The organism is Streptomyces sp. AHU1, assembly GCF_045343905.1.
GTDB classification, from domain to species: domain Bacteria; phylum Actinomycetota; class Actinomycetes; order Streptomycetales; family Streptomycetaceae; genus Streptomyces; species Streptomyces triticiradicis.
The window spans coordinates 3,670,752-3,695,184 of sequence record NZ_CP174283.1 but is presented as its reverse complement, the minus strand read 5'-3'; the positions used below and the strand labels follow the sequence as shown (position 1 = coordinate 3,695,184).

Genomic DNA, 24,433 nt, shown 5'->3' with positions numbered 1-24,433 from the left:
CCGTCCCCGCGTCCGCGTATCAGTGAAGCAGGCGCCGGAGCCTTCGGGACACCACCTCGGTCGTGCCCCGCCAGCCGGACGCCGTCCGCAGACCGAGCGCCCCCGAGTGCGTCCGGTAGGGCTGTACGAGGAGAACGCCGTGGTGGGCGTCCGGAACCGCGCGGCGGCGCAGCAGGCCGGGGCCGCCGAGAGCGTGCGCCGACATCTCCCGGCTCGTGCCGTCGTGAAAGCGCACGGACAGGCGCAGGTCCCAGACGCCCGCGCCCAGTGCCGAGAGCTCCACCGGCGTCTCCGCGGACCAGGAGCCGCCGTGGCGGTCGGCCACCAGGGGCGCCGTGCCGCTCAGGCCCACCCTCCCCTCCTCCCGGTGGACGAACTCCACGTCCACCGCGGCGGGACCCGCCTCGGCCATCCGTCCGTACAGCTCGTGCAGGCGCAGCCGCAGCCGGGTCCCCCGCGCGCGGGGGCGCAGTTCCGCGTCGACGGCGGCGGGCAGCAGGCGGGTCGGCCGGCCCAGGAGGCCCTCCAGGCTCACCCCGGGGAGGTCGGTGGACCACACCGGGGTGCCGCCGCCGTCGCGGGCGTAGGGCGGGAGCAGCCGGGCCGGGCGGGCCGCCAGTTCCTTGAGGCGGGGCAGGTCGCGCGGGGCGGGGCAGGCGAGGATCACCCGGGCGACGAGGCGGCCGGGGGCGGCCGGGTCGACGCCGAGGTCGGCCGCGTCGAAGGTCGACAGGTACGCCCGCGTGAGGTCCCACCAGGCGCTCCGGTAGTCGGGCGGGCGCAGTTCCAGCTCGCGCGTGTACATCCGCAGCTCGTGGTCGAGGAACTTGGCGCGCACGGCCCGCGCGAGCCGCTTCTCCCCGGCGCCCAGGAGGATCTCGTGCGCCGCCCGGTTCGCCTCGGTCCGCGCCCGCCAGTTGCCGATGCCGGCGCGGTCGAGCGAGATGGACAGGCGGTCGGCGGCGCGCCGCACGTGCCAGACGTACACCGTGTCGGGGATCAGCGCGATGCGCGGCGCGGCGGCCAGCACCCGCGCGGTGAACACGAAGTCCTCGTAGGGGTAGCGGCCCTCGGGGAAGCGGATGCCGTGCCCGCGCAGGAAGTCGGTGCGGTACAGCTTGTTGACGCAGAGGGTGTCGTGGGCGAGCCGCGGGCGGCGCGAGGGGCGGGATATCAGGGCGGGCCGCGCGTAGAGCGCGCGTTCCCAGGGGACCTCGCGGCCCGAGGGCAGTTCGCGGCGTACGCACAGTCCGGCCGCGACCTGGACGTGGTGGGCCTCGGCGGAGCGGAGCAGCGCCTCCACCGCGCCGGGCGGCAGGACGTCGTCACTGTCCAGGAACATCACGTACGGGGCGGCGGCCGCGTCGACTCCGTCGTTGCGCGGGCTGCCGCAGCCGCCGCTGTTGACCGGCCGGTGGATCACCCTCAGGCGTGGCTCCCCGTCGGCGAGGGCGTCGAGGAGGGCCGCGCTGCCGTCCGTCGAGCGGTCGTCCACGGCGATGACCTCGCGCACGGCCGGGCCCTGCGCGAGTGCCGAGCGGACGGCGTCCGCCACATGGGCGGCGTCGTCGTACCCGATGACGACGACGCTGACCTTCGCCTGGTGAGGAGTCATGGGATCCACGGGCCGGAATCGTAAGTATTGCGGGTAATTCTCCGTTAAGAGGTGGTCACTGTCTCGTTCGGAGACCGACGGGAATCCGGTGTGTGCCCGTCCCGGCCCGCTCCCGCCCGGCCGGGGCGGCGTTGCGCGGGGCGGTGCGGTGCGGCCGTGGACGGGCCCGACCGCCACAGCCGTAGGAACGACCATCCCGCCGCCGCGGCCAGCAGGCCGTTGCGCACGAGCATCAGCAGGCAGCCCGTCCAGGTGCTGCGCACCACTTCGCCGTACATCCCCGGGTACACCACCGAACTGACCGCCGTCGCCGCCACGACGAGCACCGCGACCGGGCGCTGCGTGGTGTGCCGCGAGGTCAGGCAGACGGCGGCGAGGCCCAGCAGCCACACCATGTACTGGGGGCTGATCACCCGGCTCGTCACGGTGAACAGCAGGACGGCCGTGAGCGCCGCGTCGTAGGGGGTGGCGCTCGTCCAGTGCCGGGCCCGGACCCGCCACAGCAGCACGAGCGCGAACGCGGCGGCCGTCAGGGCCAGCGAGCAGGCCGCGACCGCGCCGGTGTACGGCCCGACGAACTCCATCGCGCCGTACTGGTAGCGGGCCGTCCCCGGCCAGCCGGCGTGGCGCGCGAAGCCCAGGACCGTGCCGCCGAGGGACTCGATCTGGATGCCCCGGCCGCTCTGCTGGCGCAGGAAGTCGAAGGGGCCGCCGAAGACGGCCGCGAGGACGGCGAGCAGCGCGGCGGCGGTGACCGCGGCCGAGGTCCACACCTGACGGGTGGTGCGGCCCCGGGGGGTGCCGATCAGGGCCAGCGCGGGCCACACCTTCACCAGGGTCCCCGCCGCGGCGAACACGCCGCACGCGCGCGGGCGGCGCGAGAGCGACAGCAGGGAGACGACGGCGAAGGCGGTGACCTGCACGTCGTACCGGGCGAGCGGGACGTGCAGCAGGAGGGGCAGGCCCAGGACCCACAGCCAGGCGCCGCGCCGGCTGCGGCCGGGCCGCAGCCCCGCGCGCGCGAGGGCGGTGGCGATCACCGCGTCGGCGGCGAGCGTGCAGGCCACGAACGCGGTGAAGTACGTCAGTCCCGGCAGCAGTCCGGGCGCCAGCAGCACCGGGCCGGCGCCCGGCGGGTACTGCCACAGCCGGTCGCCCACCGGGAACGTGCCCTGGGACAGGACGCCGTACCAGTGGAAGTACAGCTGCCTCACCTCGCGGGACACCCCGCCCCGGCCGAGCGGGGCGAGTTGGTCGTGGGCGAGGAGCCACAGCATCAGGGCGCGGGTGGCGAGCCAGGCGGCGGCGAGGGACAGGGCGTGTCCTGGCGGGCGGTGGTTCCGGAAGGCGCTCATCAAGCCCGGATCGTAAGCCGCATGGATGGGTCGTACCGTGCGATACGCCGTCAATACCGCCTCAAGGTTGTTTAATAGCAAAAAATCGCCCTCATGGTGTATGCGTGGATGAGGCCGCCGACGGCGAGGCGTCCTGCGGCCCGGCCCCCGACCGCCCGGCGCGGCGAGACCGTCCGGGTGCGGGCCCGGCGCCGGCCGGCCCGGCGGGGTGAGTCCCGGCACCGGCGGACGGCGGCCGTCATCCTGTCCGTCCTCGCGCCCGTCCTGGCCATGCTCGTGATCGGCCTGTGGGGGCTCGACCGCGGCGGCATGTGGCGCGACGAGGCGGTGACCTTCCAGGTCGCCCAGCGCTCGGTGCCCCAGATCTGGCACCTGCTGCACACCGTGGACGCCGTGCACGGCCTGTACTACCTCCTCATGCACGCCGTCCTCGCCCCGCACCCCGGCGAGGTCGCCCTGCGGCTGCCCTCCGTCTGCGGCGCCGCCGCGACCGCCGGGCTCGTGGCCGCCCTCGGCGTCCGCCTCGGCCGCCCGCGCGTCGGCCTGTGGGCGGGCCTGCTGTACGCCGTCACCCCCATGACCGGCCACTTCGCGCAGGAGGGCCGCTCCTACGCGCTCGTCGCGGCCGGCGCGGCCGGGGCGACCCTGCTCCTGGTCCGGGCCGCCCGGTCCGCCCGGCCCGGACCCTGGTGCGCGTACGGGGCGACGGCCGCCGCCACCTGTCTGCTGCACGAGATGGCCCTGCTCCTGCTCCTCGCCCACGCCACGACGCTGGCGCTCGTCCGCGTACCGGGGCGGGTGTGGCGGGCCTGGATCCTGACCGCCGGGGCCGTGGCCCTGGCGCTGGTGCCGCTGGTCCTCGTCTCCCACGGCCAGGCGGCGCAGGTCGCCTGGCTGCCGCGCACCGGCCCGGCGAACGTGAAGCGCCTGCTCGGGCTGTTCACCGGCCCGGCCCGGCTCGTGATCGTGCCCTACCTGGTCCTCGTCGCCCTCGCCTTCCGGCCGGAGCGGACCCCGCGCGGCGAGTTCTCGCTGCCGGCCGTCGCCCTGCCCCTGGCGGCCGTGCCCCCGGGGGTGCTGCTGACGGTCTCGCACTGGCGGCCGCTCTACGACGAGCGTTACGTCCTGTACGCCCTCGCCGGGGCCCCGCTGCTCGCGGCCGCCGGAGCCGACCACCTCGCGACGAGACTGCCCCGGCTGCTGCCCCACGCGGTCCCCACCGGTGTCCTCGCCGTGGCCCTCGTCCTCGCCGTCCAGCTCCCGCTGCTGCGCGAGGACCACCGTCCCGACCGCCGCCCCGACGACCTGGCCGCCGTCTCCGCCGTCGCCCACCGCGAACTGCGCCCCGGCGACCCGGTGCTGTTCCTGCCCTCGCTCGCGCGGCGCGCGGCCCTGGCGTACCCCGAGGGCTTCCGCGGCATCCGCGACATCGCGCTGGACGTCCCCGCGCCCGCCTCCGGAACCCTGTACGGCCGCGAGGCGGGCCCCGCCGAACTGCGCCGCAGGCTGGAGCCGCTCGACCGGGTGTGGCTGGTCGCCGCGCCCTTCGCGGCGCGCCGGGCCTGGCGTCCGCGCGAGGCGACCGAGCGCCTCAAACTCGCCGTGATCGACGAGCAGTTCGTGCTCCTGGAGCGGGTCGTGCGCAGGGGCGTGACGCTGCGCCTCTACGTGCGCCGGACTACGTACACCCCGGGGCCTGGGTCAGGGCTGCCTCGTCCAGTGCCGCCGTCAGCCGGTCGAGCCGGGCCCGGAGCGCTCGGATCTCCTCCAGGTCCGCCCCGGTGGCCGCCGCGATCCGGCGCGGCACGTCCAGCGCGCGCTCCCGCAACGCGGACCCCTCCTCGGTGAGCCCCACCTGCACGGACCGCTCGTCGCGCGCGCTGCGCTCGCGCCGCACGAGTCCCGCCGCCTCCAGCCGCTTCAGCAGCGGCGACAGGGTCCCCGAGTCGAGCCGCAGGTGCTCGCCGACCTTCTTCACGGGCAGTTCGCCGTGCTCCCACAGCACCAGCATCACCAGGTACTGCGGGTAGGTCAGTCCGAGGTCCTTCAGCAGGACGCGGTAGACGCCGCCGAAGGCGCGCGAGGCGGCGTTCAGGGAGAAGCAGATCTGCTCGTCGAGGCGGAGGAAGTCCCCGGCGGCGGGGGCTCCGGCGGCGGGGGCCCCGGGGCCCGGAGCGGGTGTCGCGGTCATGCCCCCAGGATAGCCCTGGCGAGCAATTGAGTTGTGCACAACTGAATTGCGTGCTCTAATTCTGGTCGTGGGGCCGCCGGACCGGCGGTCCCCGCAGGATCTCGACTTGAGAGGGATGGTCCCCATGGACGCGCTCTACACCGCTGTCGCCACCGCCACCCACGGCCGCGAGGGCCGCGCCGTCAGTTCCGACGGCACGCTCGACCTCCAGCTGGGCATTCCGGCGCAGATGGGCGGCAGCGGTCAGGGCACCAACCCCGAGCAGCTGTTCGCCGCCGGGTACGCGGCCTGTTTCGCGAGCGCCCTCGGCCTGGTCGGCCGCGCCGCGAAGGTCGACGTCACGCAGGCCGCCGTGACCGGCGAGGTGAGCATCGGCAAGCAGGGCGAGGGCTTCGGCCTGGCCGTCACGCTCCGCGTCGAGCTGCCCGACACCGTGGACGAGGCCACCGGCCGCAAGCTGGTCGAGCAGGCCCACCAGGTCTGCCCCTACTCCAACGCCACCCGCGGCAACATCCCCGTCGAGCTCGTCATCGAGTAACCGGCACCGAGCGGGCCGGTGCGGGACGGTCCGTCATCGAACGGCACGGACCCCCGCGCCGGCCTTCGCCCCGGCACCCGCACCAGCCCTCGCGCCCGCCCCTGCACCGGCCGGCGCGTCGGCGCGGGTGCCGGGCCCCTGGCCGATCCGGGCCAGCACCTCCCCGGTCTCCCGGCTCCACGCCACCACCGTCGCCTCCTCGGGCACCGGCCGCCAGCGCGTCAGCAGCAGCCAGCGGGCGTGGTACCGGCGGGCGACGGCGGCGCGTTCGGCCCGGGTCGAGGACGGGTCGAGGTAGGCGCGGACCGCGGCGAGCCGGCGCAGCCGCTCGCTCTCGGCGAGGGCGGGGTCGGGCCAGGCGGGCGCGGCGAGGTCCGGGCCGTAGCCCGCGAGCAGGTGCACCGAGTAGTACCCGTCCGCGATGACCGTCTCGCCGGGCCGGATGTGCCGCGCGGCCCAGTCGTACGTCGGCCAGCGCGGCGGCTGGTCGAAGCCGACCGGGTCCAGGGAACGCGGCACCACCGCCCCGGCGTGCACGGTCAGGAACCCGGTCAGGGCGCCCGCGGCCGCCACCCCGCCCAGCACCCGCCGCCACGGTCCCCACGGCCGCGGCCGGGCCAGCTCCACCCCGAGCGCGAACTGCAGCGGCACCAGCGTGAGCCCGAGGATCCTGCCGTAGGTGTAGTGCCCGCTCACCCAGCCGTACGTCACCGCCGCGCACTCCAGCGCGAACATCAGCACCAGCGGATCGCGCCACCCGTGCCCGCCGTCCCGCCGGGCGCACCGGACCCGCAGCCACAGCGCGGGCACCCCGGTCAGCGCCAGCCAGAAGTGTCCGGGCATCCGGTCGTAGAGCTGCTCGTGCATGGCGTCCACGCTGCGGTCCCCGGCCAGCGCGAAGACGTCGAAGTACGGCCACGCGTACGCGACGAGGAGCGCCACGGCGCCCGTGAGCAGCCACCGGCCCGCCACCGCCGGGCGCCATCCGCGCTGCCCGCCCGCCACGAAGGCCACCCCGCCGAGCACCGCCGCGACCGACGTGATCGGATGCACGAGCAGGATCAGTCCGTACAGGGCCCCGAGGGCCGCGTACCCCCACCGGCTGCCGAGGCCGCCCGGGCCCACGAACCGGACGGGACCGTCGGGGCCCGCCGCGCGCCGGCCCGTGAACGCCCAGACCCAGAAGGCCAGTCCGATGGCGAACGTCGAGGGATAGCCCAGGTCGCCCGTCATCGACATCAGCCCCAGGTAGCCGCTCCACCAGGCCCGCTCGGTGCCCCACAGCAGCACCATCGCGAACAGGCAGAGGACCGGGGCGGAGCGACGGCGCGTCAGCACGCGGGTGAAGCGGCCGATGCCCGTCAGCAGCACCAGCAGGTTGACGGGCCCCGACAGCCGCACCACCGCCCAGCCGCCGAGACCGGTCAGCCGCGAGAAGGCGCCCTGGGCCACCGCGTACGGCGAGTAGTACGGACTGCCGGCGCCCGGCAGGTCCGCCATCGGATGCCGCGGGTGCAGCAGGTCCGCCCGCAGGCGTTCGACGACCGCCGCGTGCTGGCCCGCGTCGCAGCACAGCGGGACCCGCCAGTGGGCGAGCGTCATCACCAGCCAGAACAGGCCGCCGGCGACCTGGTACGGCGTCGGACGCCAGGAGCCTTTGCCGCGCAGCGCGGTCGCGCCGCGGACGGCACCCCGCCGGGTGACGACGTCGGCGCTCACCGGGCGGCGGGGAAAGGGACACGGGCGGTTTCTGGCATTTGCCCTATATCCCCGCCATGATCGGCGGCCTAGCCCGGGATCACCTCATCGGGCGACCTCGCTCTCCCCGCGCGACGGCCCCGGGACCAGGCCGCCGGGCACGCGGGCGCCCGGCCGGACGACCGCGTCGAGGAGCAGCGGGAGGCCCACCGCCGGCAGCAGCCACAGCAGCACGATCAGCCGCCCGCCCCAGACGGTGATGTCCGGGTGCGCGGCCTGGTTGAGCACCCCGGTGCCCGCTGCCGCGATCAGGAAGACGGCGAAGGCGCGGTGCCTGCGCAGCGCTCCCCACCCGGCCGCCACCACCGAGGCGAGGAACAGCGGCTCCCACAGCTGGCGGCGGGTCCACTCGATCCAGAAGGCGGCCTCCAGATGGAGGAACTCCGGCCACGGATGGACGCGGTCCGGACGTGCGTAGTGCCCGGTGAGCAGGTCCTGCACGCTCTCCGACTGGGACGGGTAGTGCAGCGCCTTCGCGAGCAGCACGGTGGCCGCGACGCCGCAGCCCGCCACCACGCCGAGGGTCCGCAGCGGCCCGTCCCACCGGCGCCGGCGCGCCAGGAGCACCGCGCAGGCGGCGCCCAGGCACAGCCCGAGGAACAGCGCCTGCGAGTGCTTCACCGTGAAGAGGACCGCCAGACAGCCGCCGACCAGCCAGGTCCCCGCGCGCGTCCGGCCCTCCAGGACCAGGGCGCAGCCCCACAGCGCCGCCAGGGTCACGGCCATCATCAGGCCCTCGGTCATCGGGCGCATCGCCGTCGTACCGCACGGCAGGACGTAGTAGAGGGCCTGCCCGGTCAGGGCCGCGCCGGTGGAGGCGCGCAGGGTGCGCAGCAGGAGGAAGACGAGCATGCCCCCGGCCACCGTCACGACGACGGCCGAGGCCCACAGCCCCCAGGTCACCCCCAGCAGCGTGACGAACGGCACCAGGAACACCGGATACCCCGGCCGCACCTCGAAGATCCGCATGAAACGGGGCGGCGTGAACGGCACGATGTGCCCCGCCGTCCGCCCGGCCGCCAGCCGCGCGGACACGCCCCGCCACTGCTCGCGCCGGCACTCGGCGACGACCCGACGGGTCGGACTCGCGCGGTGGAAACGCACCACGTCGACGGCCTGGTTGCGCCGGGCGACGGACGCCTTGCCCGCGCAGACGTAGTCGATCGTCAGGGCGGCGGCCCGCTGCTTGCTCTCACCGCGCAGGTCCAGCGCGTACGAGAGGTAGTTCTTGGTGTCGGGGGTGTCCCGGCTGACGGGGTTGGCGAGCTGGAGGACGGCGAAGACGACGGCGATCAGGATCACCCGGGCGCGGGCCGAACGCGGCGCGCGCGGGACCCGCGGCCGGAACCGGCGCGAACGCGCGGACCCGGGGGCGCCACCGGAGCCGGCCGTCGTGCCGGCCGTCGTGCCGATCGCCGTGCCGTTCACGGGCTTCTTCACGGGCCTGTCCGTGGATCCGCCCGTGGATCCGTCCGCGGACCAGTCCGAGGGGTCGTTCACGGGGCCGCTCATGAGGCCGCCAGGACGTCGTGGCCCGCCTGCGCGGGCACCGGGACGACCGTGGCCGGCGACACGGGCCGCTCGCCGAGCATCAGCGTCCGCACCACCCGCTCGGCGGCCCGGCCGTCGTCGAACTCGCAGAACCGCGTACGGAATCCGGCCCGCAGCCGCTCCGACTCCCCGTCCCGCCAGGCCCCCGAGGCGAACAGCCGCGCCAACTCCTGCTGGGACCGTGCCACATGACCCGGCGCGTCGGCCGTGATGTCGAAGTAGGCGCCCCGGCTCGCCGCGTACGCGCCCCAGTCGTCGGCGAGGAGCACGATCGGCCGGTCGAGGTTGGCGTAGTCGAACATGAGGGCCGAGTAGTCGGTCACCAGGGCGTCGGAGGCCAGCATCACGTCCTCGACGCGGGGTTCGTCGGTCGCGTCGACCACGACACCGCGCCGGTGCAGCTCGGTCAGCCCCATCCCGCGCGCCGGGCCGTCCGCGAGCGAGGGGTGCAGCCGTACGACCAGGGTGTGGCCCGCGCCGAGGCCGTCCGCGAACACGGCCAGGTCCAGACGCTCGGCGTGCCCGCCGCGGACGTACTCGCGGCGCGTCGGCGCGTACAGCACGACCCGGTTCCCGGCCGGGATCCCGAGGCGGGCGCGGGCCGCCGCCCCCTCCTCGGGCCGGGCCCGCACCAGGACGTCGTTACGCGGGCTGCCGCTGCGCAGCGAGGTGAAGTGACAGGGGTAGGCGCGCTCCCAGACCAGCTCCGAGTGCCGGTTGGCGACCAGGCTGTAGTCCCAGCGGTCGGCGCGGCGCAGCATCTGCGGAACGTCGAGGCCGTGCCGCGCGCCCGGCTTGTGCAGCAGGTCCGCGGCCATGTACTTCAGCGGGGTGCCCTGATGGGTGTGGATGTGGACGCTGCCGGGGCGCTTGACCAGGGAGCCGGGCCAGTTGACGTTGTTCACGAAGTACGTGGCCCGCGCGGTGACACGGTGGTAGGCCAGCGAGTCGAGCAGGACGTACTCGGTCTCCGGCGGCAGCAGCGCCGCCTGTTCCTCGTCGCGCACCACCCACACCCCGCGCAGGTGCGGGGCGAGTTCGCGTGCCGCGGCATACACCGCGGCGGGATCGCCGAGGGCCCCCCGGTGCGAGAACGCCGAGTACACCGCCAGATGCGGGTCCAGCGGCCGGTGTCCGTGGACCGCGGACCAGCCGTGCTTGACCCGCGCGGCGGCGGCCCGGCGGACCTGCCGGCCGCGCCGTCCCAGTTCCCGGCCCGCGCGGCCGGCCTGCCGCCGCAGCCGGTAGCGGGTGAAACCGCCCTCCAGGACGCGCAGTTCGGGCGGCACGGGACCGCTCCCGTGCTTGCGGAACAGCGCGGCCGTCAGCCGGAAGAACTCGGCCTTGTCCGCCTCGGGCAGCCGGTCCTCCTTGGAGAGGATGTCGAGGCAGTGCTCGCCCATCTTGCGGTGCAGGTACGGGCCCCAGTGCGACAGCTCCGGTCTGGAGCCGACGAACGCGAAGACCCGCTCGTACTGGTCGTGGATGTCGAAGTGCTTGCGGCTGGTGGTGGACAGGATGTTGCCCTGGCGCCGCTGGCGGTAGGCCAGACAGATCCGGTCCAGCGCGGCGATCCGCTCCGCGCTGAGCATCACCGGGAACGTCCAGGGCGTGTCCTCGTAGTACCCGGGCGGGAAGGCGAAGCCCTCCCGTTCGACGAACGCGCGGCGGTAGGCCTTGTTCCACACCACCATCAGCAGGTCGAGGATCTCCGGGTGCTCGGCCGCCGAGAAGGTTCCCTCGCCCGCCTCCGCGAGGACCCGCGCGAGCACGTTCCTGCGGGTGCCGCCCCACCAATAGGTGCGCGCGTAGTCGAAGACCAGCACGTCCGGGTCGGCCGTCTCCTCCAGGCGGTCGGCCATGGCGCGCAGCGCGCCCGGGGTGAGGGTGTCGTCGCTGTCGAGGAAGAGGAGGTAGTCCCCGCCGGCGAGCGGCATCCCGGCGTTGCGGGCCCGGCCGAGCCCCACGTTCTCCGGCAGGTGCAGCACCCGCACCCGGGGATCGCGGGCCGCGTACTCGTCGAGGATCTCCCCGCAGCCGTCCGGGGAGCAGTCGTCGACGGCGATGACCTCGATGTCCGGGTACGACTGCTCCAGGACCGAGTCGAGACACTCGCGCAGGAAGCCCTGCACCTTGAAGACGGGGACGATGACGCTGAAGCGGGGCACGTCAGCTCCTTACGAGGGTGGACGCGGCGGGAGCCGGGACGCGTTCGGCGAGCGGCAGGACGGGCGGGATCGTCTCGGGGGACTCGCCCAGCAGCACCCTGCGGACGACCCGCTCGGCGGCCCTGCCGTCGTCGAACTGGCAGAAGCGCTCACGGAAGCGGGCCCGCAGCGCGGCTGCGGCCGGGTCCGCCCAGGAGCCGTCGGTGAAGAGCGCGGCCAGCTCCTCCGGGGTGCGCACCACCTTGCCCGGCGGCTCCTCCAGCACGTCGAAGTAGACGCCCCGGGTCTCCCGGTAGACCTCCCAGTCGTCCGCGTACACGACGACGGGACGGTCGAGGTTGGCGTAGTCGAACATGATCGACGAGTAGTCCGTGATCAGCGCGTCGGCGGCCAGGCAGACGTCCTCGGAGGACCGGTGCCCGGTCACGTCGATGATCCGTCCGCTGCCGCGCCCGCGGCCCTCGTCGTAGAAGTAGTGGGCGCGCAGCAGGACGACGAACCGTTCGCCGATCGCCTCGCAGAAGGCCTCCAGGTCGAGCCGGGACTCGAAGCCGCTGCTGTGGTCGCGGTGCGTGGGCGCGTACAGCAGCGCCGTCCGGCCCTCGGGCACCCCGAGCCGTTCGCGGATCCGGGCCACGTCCTCCGCGCTCGCCGTGCAGTAGACGTCGTTGCGCGGATAGCCGTACTCCAGGGTCTCGTAGCCGCCCGGGAAGGCCCGTTCCCACATCTGGGTGGAGTGCCGGTTGGAGGAGAGGTTGTAGTCCCAGCGGTCCACCCGGGCCAGCAGCTTGGTGAAGCTGCCGGTCGCGGCGGCCACCACCGGGAACGTCGACTGGTCGACGCCCATCCGCTTCAGCGGTGTGCCGTGCTGGGTCTGCAGGTGCACGCTGCCGGGTCGTTTCACCACCCCGTCCGCGAAGTTGGCGTTGTTGACGAGGTACTTGGCGCGGGCCAGCACCTCCCAGGCGCGCCGGCTGCCGATCACCGCGTGCTCGACGTCCTTCGGCAGCGCGTCCACCGCCTCCGGCTCGACCAGGAACACCGAGCGGATGTGCGGGGCGAGTTCGCGCGCCTTGGCGTGGACCGCCGCCGGATTGCAGGCGTAACCCCGGCCCCAGTAGGCGCAGTACACCGCGAGGTTCTCGTCGAGGGGGCGGCGCAGCTGGAGGGCGTAGAACGCGCGGGTGCGCAGCCCCCTCGCGCGGGGCACCCGCCGCAGCACACCGGAGACGGCCCGGTTCGCGCCGCGCAGCGCGCGGAACGCGCTGTACGCGCCCGCCGCGAGCAGCCGGTGCTGCACACCGAGACTGCCGGCCGGGATCCGGAACCCGGCCGGGCGGTGCCGCCGGTAGAGCCTGCCCGCCCGGCGGAAGAAGGCCCGGCGGCGGCCCGCGGGCACCCGGGCGGGATGCGCGGCCGTCTTCAGGACCAGGGAGAAGAGCTGGCCGAACAGCGCCTTCGACCGGGCCGCGGGCAGGGTCTGCCGCGAGGCCCGGACGAGGACCCGTTCGACCTGGTCGAGGAGCTCGAAGTGGTGCTCGCCCGGCGCGTTGAGCCGGCTGCCCTGGCGGCGCAGATGGTGCCGTACGCAGGCCGTGCGCAGCACGGCCGGCCGTTCGGCCGTCACCGTCACCAGACCGCCCCAGCCCTCGTCCGTGAAATGCCCCTCGGGGAAGGCGAGTTCCCGTTCGGCGACGAAGCCGCGGCGGTACACGGCGCTCCACGCCGGAACGTGCACGCCCAGCACCTCGGGGGCCTTGTCGAGCGGGGGCGTGCTCGGTTCGCCCTCCCACCAGTGCACCCGCTGGTGCCCGAAGTAGAGGACGTCCGCGTCGGCCGGGATCCCCGTGTCCAGGACGTCCAGCGCGCCCGGCACCAGCTCGTCGCCGCCGTCGAGGAAGAGCAGGTACGCGCCCTTCGCCACCGCGATCCCCGCGTTGCGCGCCGCGCTCAGCCCGCCCGACGGCGGCGAATGGACCGGGACCACCCGGGAGTCCCGGTCCGCGTACGCGGCGGCGACCCCCGCGGCCGGGGAGCCGGGCTCGTCGCAGACCGGGATCAGTTCGAAGTCGCCGAAGGACTGGGCCAGGACCGAGTCCAGCGCGCGGGCCAGGTGCCCGGCGGCTTCGAAGGTGGACACGATGACGCTGAAGCGGGGCATTCTGCTCTTTCTCTCAGGGGGCGCCGAACGGGGGGTTCATCGCCCGGGGCGCCCGGTCGGCCGCCAGGTGGAGGGCCGGGTGGGTGTGGGCCGCGAGGGACTGGAGGGCACGCGGACTCCGGTTCAGAGGGTCTCGGTCCGGGGAACGACGGCCCCGGGGGCCGGGACACCGCCGAGCGGCTGATCGGAGCCCGGCACACCCGTGAGCGGTCGGTCCGGGTCTGGGGCATCCGCGAGTGGTCGGTCCGGGTCCGGGACACCGGCGAGCGGCTGACCGGGGTCCGGGGCACCGGCGAGCGGTCGGTTCGGGTTCGGGACATCCATGAGGGGTCGGTCCGGGTTCGGGGCACCGGCGAGCGGCTGACCGGAGTCCGGCACACCGGCGAGTGGTCGGTCCGGGTTCGGGGCACCGGCGAGCGGCTGACCGGAGTTCGGGACACCCGCGAGCGGCCGGTTCGGGTTCGGGACATCCGCGAGTGGTCGGTCCGGGTTCGGGACATCCATGAGGGGTCGGTCCGGGTTCGGGGCACCGGCGAGCGGCTGACCGGAGTCCGGCACACCGGCGAGTGGTCGGTCCGGGTTCGGGGCACCGGCGAGCGGCTGACCGGAGTTCGGGACACCCGCGAGCGGCCGGTTCGGGTTCGGGACATCCGCGAGTGGTCGGTTCGGGTTCGGGACATCCATGGGGGGTCGGTCCGGGGCCGGGACACCGGCGAGCGGTCGGTCCGGGGCCGGGGCGCCGGCGAGCGGGCGTCCGGTGCCGGGGACGGTGCCGAGCGGCTCGCCGGTGTCCGGCCGGGCAGGCAGTGCCGCCGCGGCCGAGGGGACCGGGCGGCGCTCGGCGAGCGGGACGAACGGCGGCAGGCGGTCGCTCTCGCCCAGCACCACGTGCCGGACGACCCGCTCGGCGGCCCGCCCGTCGTCGTACGGGCAGAACCGCTCGCGGAACGCGGCCCGCAGCTGCGAGGAGCGCGCGTCGCGCCAGTGCCCGGTCGCGAAGACGTCGATCAGCTCGTCCTCGCTGTGCGCGAGCGCGCCCGGCGGGAAGGCACGCAGGTCGAAGTAGGTGCCGCGGGCCGCCTCGTACGCCTCCCGGTCGTCCGCGAGGACGACGATCGGCCGGTCCAGGACCGCGTAGTCGAACATCAGGGACGAGTAGTCGGTGACCAGCACGTCCGAGGCGAGGCACAGCGACTCGACGCCCGGGCGGTCGGACACGTCGATGATCCGGCCGCCCGCCGTCCGGACGGGCGGAGCCGCGTGGGCGGGATGGGCGCGGACCAGCACGACGAAGCCCGGGCCCAGCCGGTCCAGCACCCGCTCCAGGTCCAGGGCGTACGGCTGGGCGCGCCGGTAGTCCCGGTACGTCGGCGCGTACAGCACGGCGACCGCGTCCCCGGGGATGCCGAGCGAGGCGCGCAGCCGGTCCACGTCCGCCGGGGTCGCGTGCTGGAACACGTCGTTGCGGGGCAGCCCGTACTCCAGCGTCGTGTACGAGGAGGGGAAGACGCGCTCCCAGACCAGGGTGGAGTGGCGGTTGGCGGACAGGCAGTAGTCCCAGGTGTCCGCGCCGCGCAGCAGCTCGGCGAAGTCGGTGCCGCATGCGGCGGCCGGGCGGTCCTGGAGGTCGAGGCCCATCCGCTTGAGCGGCGTCCCGTGCTGCGTCTGGATCATGATCTGGCCGCGCCGCTTGACCAGCCGCCGGTCGAAGTCGACGTTGTTCACCAGGTACTTGGAGCGGGCGAGCGCCGTCCAGTACGCCGCCGTGCCGGGGCGCAGGCGCCGGACCCGGTCCGGGACCGTGTGGTGGTGCTCGGGGTGGGCGATCCACGACGTGCGGATGTGCGGCGCGAAGCTGCGGAACGCGGACTCCAGGGCCCCCGGGTTGCAGCCGTGACCCCGGCCCCGGTGGCTGGAGAAGACGGCACGGTCGGCGCGCAGCGGGAGGCACAGTTGCAGGCGGTAGTGGAACCGGAGGGCCGCGCCGCGCAGCGCGCGCCGCAGCCGGGCGGCGAGCCGCACGGTTCTTCTGCGGATCCGCGACAGCAGGGAGAGCAGCCGGTACGTGCGGTGCGTGCCGAGGCCGACCAGCAGGTGCCGCAGCCGGGTGCGCGCGGTGGCCGGAGCACCGGGGACGCGGTAACGGCGGTAGTGCCCGCGGGCCCGGCGCAGGAACTCGGCGCGGTCGGCGCGCGGCAGCCGGCCCCGCTTCACGAACACCGTGGCGAAGTGGTCGAGCATGCGCCGGAACAGCACCGGGCGCCACCGGTCCAGCTCCGGGTGCGCGGCGACGTGCGCGAAGAGGCGGTCGTACTGCTCGAAGACGTCGAAGTGCTCCCGGCCGCTCGTGCCGAGGATGCTGCCGTGGCGCCGCTGGCGGTAGTGCACGCAGACCCGGTCGAGGGTCGCGATCGTCTCCGCGGACATCAGCGCCGGATACGTCCAGGGCGTGTCCTCGTAGTAGCCGGGCGGGAAGCGCAGGCCCGCGCGCTCGACGAACTCCCGGCGGTAGGCCTTGTTCCACACCACCATCAGCAGCCGCAGCAGTCCGGGCCGCTCCTCCAGCCGGAAGGGCGCCGGCCCCTCCTCGGCCAGCTGTGCCGCGACCTGGTTGCGGACGGCCTCGCCCGTCCAGTACGTGCGGGCGTAGTCGTAGACCAGGACGTCCGGGTCGCCGGTCTCCTCCAGCCGGTCGGCGACGGCCCGCAGCGCGCCCGGGGTGAGGGTGTCGTCGCCGTCCAGGAAGACCAGGTAGTCGCCGGTGGCGCGCTCGATCCCGGCGTTGCGGGCGCGCCCGAGCCCCACGTTCTCGGGGAGGTGCACGGCGAGCACGCGGGCGTCGCGGGCCGCGAACTCGTCGACGACCGCCCCGCAGGCGTCCGGCGAACAGTCGTCGACCGCGATGAGTTCGAGGTCCGGGAAGGACTGTCCGAGCACGGATTCGAAACACTCGTGCAGGTACGCCTGAACCTTGTACGCGGGGACGATGACACTGAACCTGGGCACGGGACATCCATGGGTCGGCGCGGGCATACCTGCCCGGAAACGGCCGAAGGGGTGACTTGGTTACGCCAGATGTGGCATCCGGGGGATGCCGGGTGAACGGCGAGGGGCGGGCCGATGTCCGGCCCGCCCCTCGAAATGCGCCCGGGACCGGCCTATTTGACCGCGCCGGCCATCACTCCGGACACGAACTGCCGCTGGAACGCGAAGAAGACGGCCAGCGGGACCACCATCGAGATGAAGGCGCCCGGCGCCAGCACGTCGATGTTGTTGCCGAACTGGCGTACCTGCGTCTGGAGGGCGACCGTGACGGGCTGGCTCCCCGAGTCGGAGAACACCAGGGCGACCAGCATGTCGTTCCACACCCACAGGAACTGGAAGATCCCCAGCGAGGCGATCGCGGGACCGCCGAGCGGCATCACGACCCGGGCGAACAGGCGCAGTTCGCCCGCGCCGTCCAGCCGGGCCGCCTCCAGGAGTTCCCTGGGGATCTCCGCGAAGAAGTTCCGCAGCAGGAACACCGCGAAGGGCAGGCCGTATCCGACGTGGAAGAGGACCACGCCGGTGACCGACCCGAAGACGCCGATCTTCCCGAAGAGTTCGGCGATCGGGATCAGGGCCACCTGCACCGGCACGACCAGCAGGCCGACCACGCCGAGGAACCACCAGTCGCGGCCCGGGAACTCCATCCAGGCGAAGGCGTAGCCCGCGAGCGAGCCGATCACGACGACCAGCACGGTCGCCGGGACCGTGATGAGCACCGTGTTGAGCAGCGCGTTGGTGATGTCGCCGTTCTCCAGCAGCTTCTGGTAGTTGTCCACGGTGAGCTGCGAGGGCGCGGTGAACACCTTCCACCAGCCGCCGGCGTTCATGTCCTCGGGGCTGCGCAGCGAGGACAGCAGCAGCCCGATCGTCGGCACCAGCCAGAACAGGCCGACGAGCAGCAGGACGACGCGGACGACACCGCCGCCGACCCCGCTCGCGATCCGCGCACCGAGCGAGGGCCGCGCCCTGTTCACGGCCGTCGCGGGAGCGGTCTTCGCCAACTGTCCGGCATGCGTGCTCATCGCCGCACCTCCCGCCTGAGCCTGCGGACGTTGAAGGCCATCACCGGGATCACCAGCAGGAGCAGGAACACCGCGATGGCGCTCGCGACGCCCGGGCGTCCCTCCGAGAAGCCCTTGCGGTACAGCTCCAGGGCCAGCACGTTCGCGTCGTCCTGGGAGGAGCCCGGCGCGATGATGAACACCAGGTCGAACACCTTCAGCACATTGATCATCAAGGTCACGGCGACGACCGCGAGCACCGGCGCGAGCAGTGGCACGGTGACCCGGCGGAACACCTGCCACTCGTTGGCCCCGTCGACCCGGGCGGCCTCCAGGAGCTCGCGCGGCACGCCCGCCAGCCCCGCCGCGATCAGCACCATCGCGAAGCCCGCCCACATCCAGACGTAACTGCCGATGATCGCCGGGGTGACCAGGGACGGGCCCAGCCAGTCGATCCCGTTGTACGGCTCCTTGAAGTTGCCCGCCGGGAGCCGCAGCCGGGCCCCGTCGGCCTTGCCCGAGAGCGTGAACGTGCCGTCGGCGCCGACCTTCGCCGAGTCGACGACCTCACCGTTCCTGACCGCCTCGACCCGCATCCCGGAGTAGCCCAGCTCGCCCGGGTCGACCTGGCCGAGCCTGCCCACCCCCTTGCCGCGGGTGAAGTCCTGCCAGGCCGTGCCGGTGACCCTGCCCGGATCGGTGGCCGCCCGCACCGCCCCCTTCGCGCCGTCCGGCATCCGGTCCGGGGCGACGCCCACCAGCGGCAGGGCGACGGACTGCCCGGTGTGCACGGCGTCCCGGGTGATGAACCCGCCCCCGTCCGCGGTGAGGGGCGACCGCCGGCCCGGGTGGGCCTTGGGGAACGCCGACGACGGGGCGAAGGTGTCGTGCACCCCCACCCACACCGCGTTCGCGACGCCCTTGTCCGGGTCCTGGTCGTACACCAGCCGGAAGATGATGCCGGCCGCGAGCATCGAGATCGCCATCGGCATGAAGACGACCAGTTTGAACGCCGTTCCCCAGCGCACCCGTTCGGTGAGCACTGCGAAGACCAGCCCGAGCGCGGTCGCGACCGTCGGGGCGAACACCACCCAGATGACGTTGTTCTTGAGCGCGGTGCGGATGCCGTCGTCGGTGAACAGCGCCTTGTAGTTGTCGAACCCGGCGAATCCGTCGCCCTGTTGGTCGTAGAAGCTGCGCACGACCGAGTACCCGATCGGGTAGACCACGAGCGCGCCGAGCAGCACCAGGGCGGGCAGCAGGAACAGCGCCACCACCGCCTTGCGGGTCCCGGTCACGCTCTTGCGTGTACGCGCCGGGGGCACCGGTGCGGTGCCCCCGGCCGTCGCCGACGTCATGACCGGATCAGCCCTTGTAGGCCGCTGCGGCGTCCGATTCGAGCTTCGCCTGGGTCCCCGCCACGTCCTTCGGGTTCTTCAGGAAGTCCTGCAGGTCCTTCCACTCGCCCTTGCCGGGCGTGCCGCCGAAGGCCTGGGGGGCCTGGTCGGACATGTCGAAGCGGAAGTCGTCGCCGGCCGCGATCAGCGCCTTGGCGATGGCCTGCTGCACGGCGTTCGGATACGCCGACCCGTCCACGTTCTTGTTGGGGGAGAGGTAGCCGCCGAGCTTCGCCTGGATGGTCGCCGCGTCCGGCGAGGCGAGGAAGGTCAGCAGCGCCTGGGCCGCCTTGGAGTCCTTCAGGGCGACCGCCGCGTCGCCGCCGCTGACCACCGGCGCCTTGTCGCCGACCGCGGGGAACGGGAACACCTTCGCGTCCGTCCCGATCCTCGCCTTGGTCTCCGCGATGTTGACGCCCACGAAGTCGCCCTCGAAGACCATGCCCGCCTTCGGCTGGTCGCCGCCGGTGAACGTCTGGGTCACCGAGGCCGGGAACTCCGTCTGGAGCGCGCCGTCCGGGCCGCCCGCGACGAGGTTCTTGTCGCCCCACAGCTGGGCCAGCGTGGTCAGCGCGTCCTTCACGGACGGATCCGTCCACTTGATCTTGTGCTGGGCGAGCTGGTCGTACTTCTCGGGGCCCGCCTGGGAGAGGTAGACGTTCTCGAACCAGTCGGTGAGCGTCCAGCCGTCGGCGCCGCCGACCGAGACGGGGGTGACCCCGGAGTCGTAGACCGTGTGCGCGGTGGCCAGGAATTCCTTCCAGGTCTTCGGCTCCTTGGCCCCCGCGTTCTCGAAGACCTTGGTGTTGTACCAGACCAGGGACTTGTTGGCGGCCTTGTAGTACACGGCGTACTGCTTGCCGCCGACCTTGCCGAGGTCCTGCCAGCCCTGCGCGTAGTTCTTCGCCAACTGAGCCTGCGCGTCCGGCCCGACGGGCTTGGCCCAGCCCTTGTCGACGGCCTGCTTCACCGCGCCGACCTGGGGGAGCAGCACCACGTCCGGGGGCGCGCCGCCCGCGATCTTCGAGCCGAGGAAGTTGATGATCGGGTCCTGCGCCGGTACGAAGGTGACCTTCGCGCCCGTGCGCTTCTCGAACTCCGCCAGCACCTTCTTGAAGTTGGCCTGTTCCGCCCCGGTCCACACGGCGGCGACCTCCAGGGTGGCGCCGTCGAGCTTGGGCAGGGAGACGGAGCCGCCGCTCGGCGTGCCCTTGCCGTCGTCGTTCCCCTTGCCCTTGTCGTCGTTGCCGCCGCCGCACGCCGTGAGGGTGAGGGCGCCCGCGACGACGGCGGCCGCGGCGGCCCGCGCGGCTCTGCGCGAGCGGCGCTCGGAGTGACTGGGAGACCTGCGTACACGAGGATTGCTGCGCATCACTGCCCCGTTCTTCGCTCGTCGTCGAACGTCAAAGCGAGTGTCCCGATCACTCCGGTCTACGCCTGGTCGTTCACGGGCTGCAAGACCGCCGGGGCTGTCAAGTGCGCGATCGTGATTGGGTCGTGACGTCGGGTCAGGAATCCCGGAGCGGGCCGGGTCCGCCGACGGGGCTTCACCGGGGGCCTGTTCGGGCGCACGGCACCGGGACCCGCGCGGTGACGCACGCGTGCCGGCGCCGCTCCGCCGCGGAGGGACGGGAACGGCGCCGGCACCATGACGTACGGGCTACAGCAGCGAGGGCATCTCGGCCGCGGAGACGGAACGCGCGGCCCGCTCCAGGGCGCTGGCGAGCAGGGCCAGGTCCGTGGGTCCGTTGCCCAGCTCGCGGACCGGCCGGCGGGCCGGCGGGTCGCCCATGCGGTGCCACTCCAGGGGAACGACCGTGGGGCGCAGCGTCGCCGTCCGGGGAATGCGGCCCGTGACCCGCCCGCCCTGGAACGGGGTCTCCCGGTCGTCCGGACGCAGCAGCCGGCCCCGCCCGGGGGCGGGCTCCTCGGGTCCGGGCGAGGGGGCGTCGAGGGTGACGCGCAACGCGGCGGAACGCGTCAGTTCCGACGCGGCCGGGCGCCCGTCGGCGCCGGTCGCCGCCACGAGGTGCACCCCGAGCCGGTCCCCTTCCCGGACGACGGCCTCCAGCGCCCGTACGACCGAACCGGCCGCCGGGCGGCCCGGTGACCCCAGCGGCGGTGCCAGCAGGGCGTCCAGATCGTCGACCACCACGACCAGGCGGGCCAACGGCGGCCCCGGCTCGGTCCGCTGCCGTGCCGCGGCGGGGCGCAGCCGCAGCGTCGAACTGGGCGGTGTGTCGAGGTCCGAGGCGCCCAGGGACGAGGTCCCGCCCGTGCGCTGGGCCACGATCCGGCCGGGGACCGTCCGCCCGGCGTGCCACTCCGCGAAGCCGAGACGGCCCAGCAGCTCGGAGCGCCGCTTCAGTTCGGCGCTCAGCGACTGCGCGAACTCCCGCATCCGGACGGGGTCGTTGGCCGTGAGGTGCGTGGTGACGTGCGGCAGGTCGGTGCAGACCTGGAGTCCTTCCCCGCCGCCCGCCGCGTTCTGGCCCGCCGTCGCGTCGCGTCCGTCCATCAGGACGATCCCGAGCCGGTCGGGCCGCTCGGCGGCGGCGAGCGACGCGGCCACCGAGCGCAGCAGTTCCGTACGGCCGCTGCCCGGCGGGCCCTCGATCAGCAGGTGCGGGCCCTCGACGGACAGGTCGACGGCGACGGGTCCGCGCGGGCCCGCGCCGAGCACCGCCCGCGTCCGTCCGCCGAACGCCTCGCTGTCGTCCGCGGCGTCCGCCCAGCGCGCCATCAGGGAGGCGGGGGTGGCCCGCGCCAGTCCCAGCTCGTCGAGCAGACGCGCCGTCTGGGGCAGGGGTGCCGACACGCGCGTGTGCCGGTCCCCGAGCGCGGAGTCCGTCCGCAGCGGCGCGAGGGACCGGGCGAAGCGCTCGGCCCAGGCGAGGGACACGGCGTCCACGGCGGCGACCGTGCCGTGCCCCACGGGCCCCCGGGGAAGCTGTCCGGCCGCGGGGTGCGGAACGCCGGTGCGGCCGCTCCCCTCGTGCCGGGACCCGGCGGAGGAGGAACCGGCCCGCGGCGCCCCCGCGGAACCGCGCCCGCCGTCGCCGCCCGGCGCCACCCGCATCAGCCGCAGCGCCGTGGCCACGTCACCGCTCAGCAGCGCCACCGCCCCGCACTCGCGGAACGCCGGTGACGCCGCGCACGCCGCCTCGTAGGTCTCCGTCACCGGTGACGCGGGGGAGGCGGCCGCGGTCTCGGCGAGGCACACCAGATGGATCCCGGCCCGGGAGCCCTCCCGCGCGAGGCGGGCCACGGCCTCCCGCACGTCGGAGCCCCCGGGGTCCCCGTCCACGATCACCACCGTGGACGGACCGTCGTGACCGTCGTCCGTGTCGTCGGCCCGCGCCCAGGACGGCCTTCGTGCCGTGCCCCGCGAGCCGCCCTCGCCGGACGGGGCGGGGCGTTCGCCGCGCCCGGCGTCGTCGTGCCTCCCGGACCGGGCGGCCGGGACCGTGGCACCGGCGCCCGCCGGCAGCGGGCCACGGGCGCGCGGCGCGCCCTCCGCCTCCGTCAGGTGGTCCTCCAGGCGGCGCAGGAGCTCGTCCGTGCGCGCCGTCGCCTGTTCGCGGTCGTACGCGAGGAGCAGACGGCAGTCCTGGCCATGGGCGGGACGCAGATGGGGGAGCCAGCCGAGCCAGGACCACTCGGCGGTGCGCTCCTCCACCGGGCGGGCCCGGTCGGTGCTGATGAGGACGATCTCCAGGGTGTCGGGGGAGTGCAGCGCGGCGAGCTGCGCGACGACCGAGCGGGCCAGCCCCGACAGGCGCGCCCGCGGGCCGGCCAGGCCCAGCGAGCCGGCCTCCCGCAGCCCGGCGGTCACCGGCACCGCGGGCAGCAGGCCCGAGCCGTCCGGCGCCGTCCGGTCGGCCGTGCCCAGCCGTACCGTCAGCGACTCCGGGTGTCCGGGGCCCCGCTCCCACAGCCGGGGACCGGGTCCCAGCGCGGTGAGCAGCAGGGTGGCCGGGTCGGGCCAGCTCTCGGGCGAGCGCCGCACGGCGGGGAGTATCTCCTCCGTCGCGAGCGCCCCGTCCTCGTACTCCTCCCGCGCGGTCCGCTCCGCTCCTCCGCGGCCGCCGGCCAGACGCCGGGCCCACGCGCCGATGCCGCCCCGCCTGCGTGCCTCCGGCGGGACGTCCGTGCCCCGCGCCGGCGTGCCCTTGCGCGCGCCCGGGACGTCCGCTCCGAGGGCGCCGGACGCGTCGGCGACGCCGGGACCGGAGATCTCCGTGCCCGTGGCTCCCGTCCCGTCCCGGCCGCCGGGGCCGGGGTTCTCCGCCGCCGAGCCCCGCGGTCCGTTCTCGATCCGGGGCGCCCCGCCCTGCTCCGGAACGGCGGGGGGCACAGCCCGGCCGTGTTCCAGCGCACCGGGGACGCCGTCGGCGGAGGTCCCCCACTCCGCGGTCCCGTAGGCGTGGTGCGTCTCGCCCGCGGGCGGCGGGGCCCCGCCCTGCGCGAGGGTGGCGCTCCGTCCGCGCGCGTGGGGCACGGCACCGCGCGGGGGCGCGGGCGGTGCGGGGGAGGCCGCGTCCGGCCCGGTGGCGGAGCCGCCCGGCGAGCCCGCCGCCGGGGAGCCGCCCCGGGCGGCGGGGACCGTGCCCTGCCGGGCGCCGGTTCCCGCGGCCGGACCGCCGTGTCCGCCGGCCCGGGAGGGAGCGTCCCCGGCCGACCCGGCCCGCACCCGCACGTGGCCCTCGCCGTCCGGAGCCGTCTCCACGGCGCCCGGACCTCCCGGGAGGGTGAGCCGCAGGGCGGACTCGCCGACGCGCAGCAGCGCGCCCGCGCCGAAGGGGACGGGGCGGCTGCCGACGCGGGAGCCGTCGAGCGTCGTGCCGTTCGTGGACCCGATGTCGGCGACCGAGACGCGGCCATCGGGGGTGACGGTGACCGCGCAGTGCAGGCGGGACACGTCGGGGTCGTCCAGGGGCACGTCGGCGTCCGCGGAGCGGCCGATGCGGATCTGGCCGCCGTGCAGCAGGTGCACGCCGCCGGCGTCGGGTCCCGCGACCACGTGGAGCTGGGCCGAGACGTCGTCCAGGTCGGGACCGGGCTCGGCGGGCGCGCCCAGACAGAGCACGGCGCCGTCGGTCAGCGGCGGTTCGCCGAGGGTGCAGCGCTGGGCGTCGAGCCGCTCCGCGCCCGCGTAGAGCACGGTCTGGCCCCCGCCGGACTCACGGCCCCGCTCGCCCTGGGAGGTGCCCCCGCTTCCCCCGACCGCCGCGGCCAGCCCCGACGCGACCGCGGCCAGCGCCGTCCCGGCGGGCGCGGTGACCAGCACATCGCAGGCCGTGGCCCGCCCCCGCGCCTCCGGGGGCGGGCCCAGCGGGTCTACGACGGTCAGCCGGATCTGCATCGCCGTCAGGGGTCCCTTCCGCGCGGGTGTCCGCGACGGGGACGAGGCTGCGCTGCGGTCCCCCACCGCAGATCCCCCCACCGCACACGGGCACGTCGGCCAGTAACTGGAGGCATCCTCGCACCTGCCGCCGACAACGCGCCCGCTCCCCAGCCGTAAGTGATCTTGATTGGTCGGCTCTGCCCGTAAAAGTTCCTGACCAGTGCCCGTCCGATGTCGGCTTGAGATCGGTCACGTCCGGTCCCGGCAACCAAGTGACCGAAGTGAGCGTCTATCCGTCGAGCG

The 24,433-nt window shown here is 74.7% G+C and carries 12 protein-coding genes and 1 pseudogene; 1 reads left to right on the top strand and 12 read right to left on the bottom strand.

Annotated elements, in window-relative coordinates:
* Window positions 1–19 precede the first annotated feature (19 nt).
* The 3 genes from ACICHK_RS16575 to ACICHK_RS16565 form a co-directional block, all read right to left on the bottom strand.
* Window positions 20–1,615, bottom strand: a complete 1,596-nt coding sequence (locus tag ACICHK_RS16575; RefSeq protein WP_406841241.1) for a glycosyltransferase family 2 protein — start codon at window positions 1,613–1,615, stop codon at window positions 20–22.
* A 44-nt stretch (window positions 1,616–1,659) separates the two neighbouring features.
* Entirely contained in the window at window positions 1,660–2,970 is a 1,311-nt protein-coding gene (locus ACICHK_RS16570) for a glycosyltransferase 87 family protein (protein ID WP_406837516.1), read from the bottom strand.
* Between the two features lie 1,678 nt (window positions 2,971–4,648).
* The gene (locus ACICHK_RS16565; RefSeq protein ID WP_406837515.1) at window positions 4,649–5,161 is read right to left on the bottom strand and encodes a MarR family winged helix-turn-helix transcriptional regulator; all 513 of its coding nucleotides are present in this window, start codon (window positions 5,159–5,161) and stop codon (window positions 4,649–4,651) included.
* Between the two features lie 124 nt (window positions 5,162–5,285).
* Between ACICHK_RS16565 and ACICHK_RS16560 the strand changes: the two genes are divergently transcribed.
* Window positions 5,286–5,699, top strand: a complete 414-nt coding sequence (locus ACICHK_RS16560) for an organic hydroperoxide resistance protein (protein ID WP_103549486.1) — start codon at window positions 5,286–5,288, stop codon at window positions 5,697–5,699.
* Between the two features lie 33 nt (window positions 5,700–5,732).
* Here ACICHK_RS16560 and ACICHK_RS16555 read toward each other — a convergent pair whose 3' ends face one another.
* The 9 genes and pseudogenes from ACICHK_RS16555 to ACICHK_RS16515 all read right to left on the bottom strand — a co-directional run bounded on the left by ACICHK_RS16555 (window position 5,733) and on the right by ACICHK_RS16515 (window position 24,148).
* The gene (locus ACICHK_RS16555; RefSeq protein ID WP_406837514.1) at window positions 5,733–7,418 is read right to left on the bottom strand and encodes a hypothetical protein; all 1,686 of its coding nucleotides are present in this window, start codon (window positions 7,416–7,418) and stop codon (window positions 5,733–5,735) included.
* 84 nt (window positions 7,419–7,502) lie between these two features.
* Entirely contained in the window at window positions 7,503–8,759 is a 1,257-nt protein-coding gene (locus ACICHK_RS16550) for a hypothetical protein (RefSeq protein ID WP_406841240.1), read from the bottom strand.
* A 206-nt stretch (window positions 8,760–8,965) separates the two neighbouring features.
* Window positions 8,966–11,176 carry a CDP-glycerol glycerophosphotransferase family protein gene (locus ACICHK_RS16545; protein WP_406837513.1) on the bottom strand — a complete coding sequence of 737 codons (2,211 nt, stop codon included), beginning with the start codon at window positions 11,174–11,176 and terminating at the stop codon, window positions 8,966–8,968.
* A gap of 1 nt (window position 11,177) precedes the next feature.
* Window positions 11,178–13,337 (bottom strand): CDP-glycerol glycerophosphotransferase family protein, encoded by a 2,160-nt coding sequence (locus ACICHK_RS16540; protein WP_406837512.1) that lies wholly within the window; start codon window positions 13,335–13,337, stop codon window positions 11,178–11,180.
* 723 nt (window positions 13,338–14,060) lie between these two features.
* Window positions 14,061–16,343: pseudogene (locus tag ACICHK_RS16535) on the bottom strand (CDP-glycerol glycerophosphotransferase family protein); the annotation flags it as partial.
* A 152-nt stretch (window positions 16,344–16,495) separates the two neighbouring features.
* Window positions 16,496–17,407 (bottom strand): carbohydrate ABC transporter permease, encoded by a 912-nt coding sequence (locus ACICHK_RS16530; RefSeq protein ID WP_406837511.1) that lies wholly within the window; start codon window positions 17,405–17,407, stop codon window positions 16,496–16,498.
* Window positions 17,404–18,744 carry a carbohydrate ABC transporter permease gene (locus ACICHK_RS16525; RefSeq protein ID WP_406837510.1) on the bottom strand — a complete coding sequence of 447 codons (1,341 nt, stop codon included), beginning with the start codon at window positions 18,742–18,744 and terminating at the stop codon, window positions 17,404–17,406. The genes ACICHK_RS16530 and ACICHK_RS16525 overlap by 4 nt, the downstream gene beginning before the upstream one ends.
* A gap of 7 nt (window positions 18,745–18,751) precedes the next feature.
* Complete coding sequence (locus tag ACICHK_RS16520) at window positions 18,752–20,155, bottom strand: ABC transporter substrate-binding protein (RefSeq protein ID WP_406837509.1); 1,404 nt, start codon at window positions 20,153–20,155, stop codon at window positions 18,752–18,754.
* A gap of 288 nt (window positions 20,156–20,443) precedes the next feature.
* On the bottom strand, window positions 20,444–24,148 hold the full coding sequence (locus tag ACICHK_RS16515) for an FHA domain-containing protein (RefSeq protein WP_406837508.1): 3,705 nt from the start codon (window positions 24,146–24,148) through the stop codon (window positions 20,444–20,446).
* Window positions 24,149–24,433 lie beyond the last annotated feature (285 nt).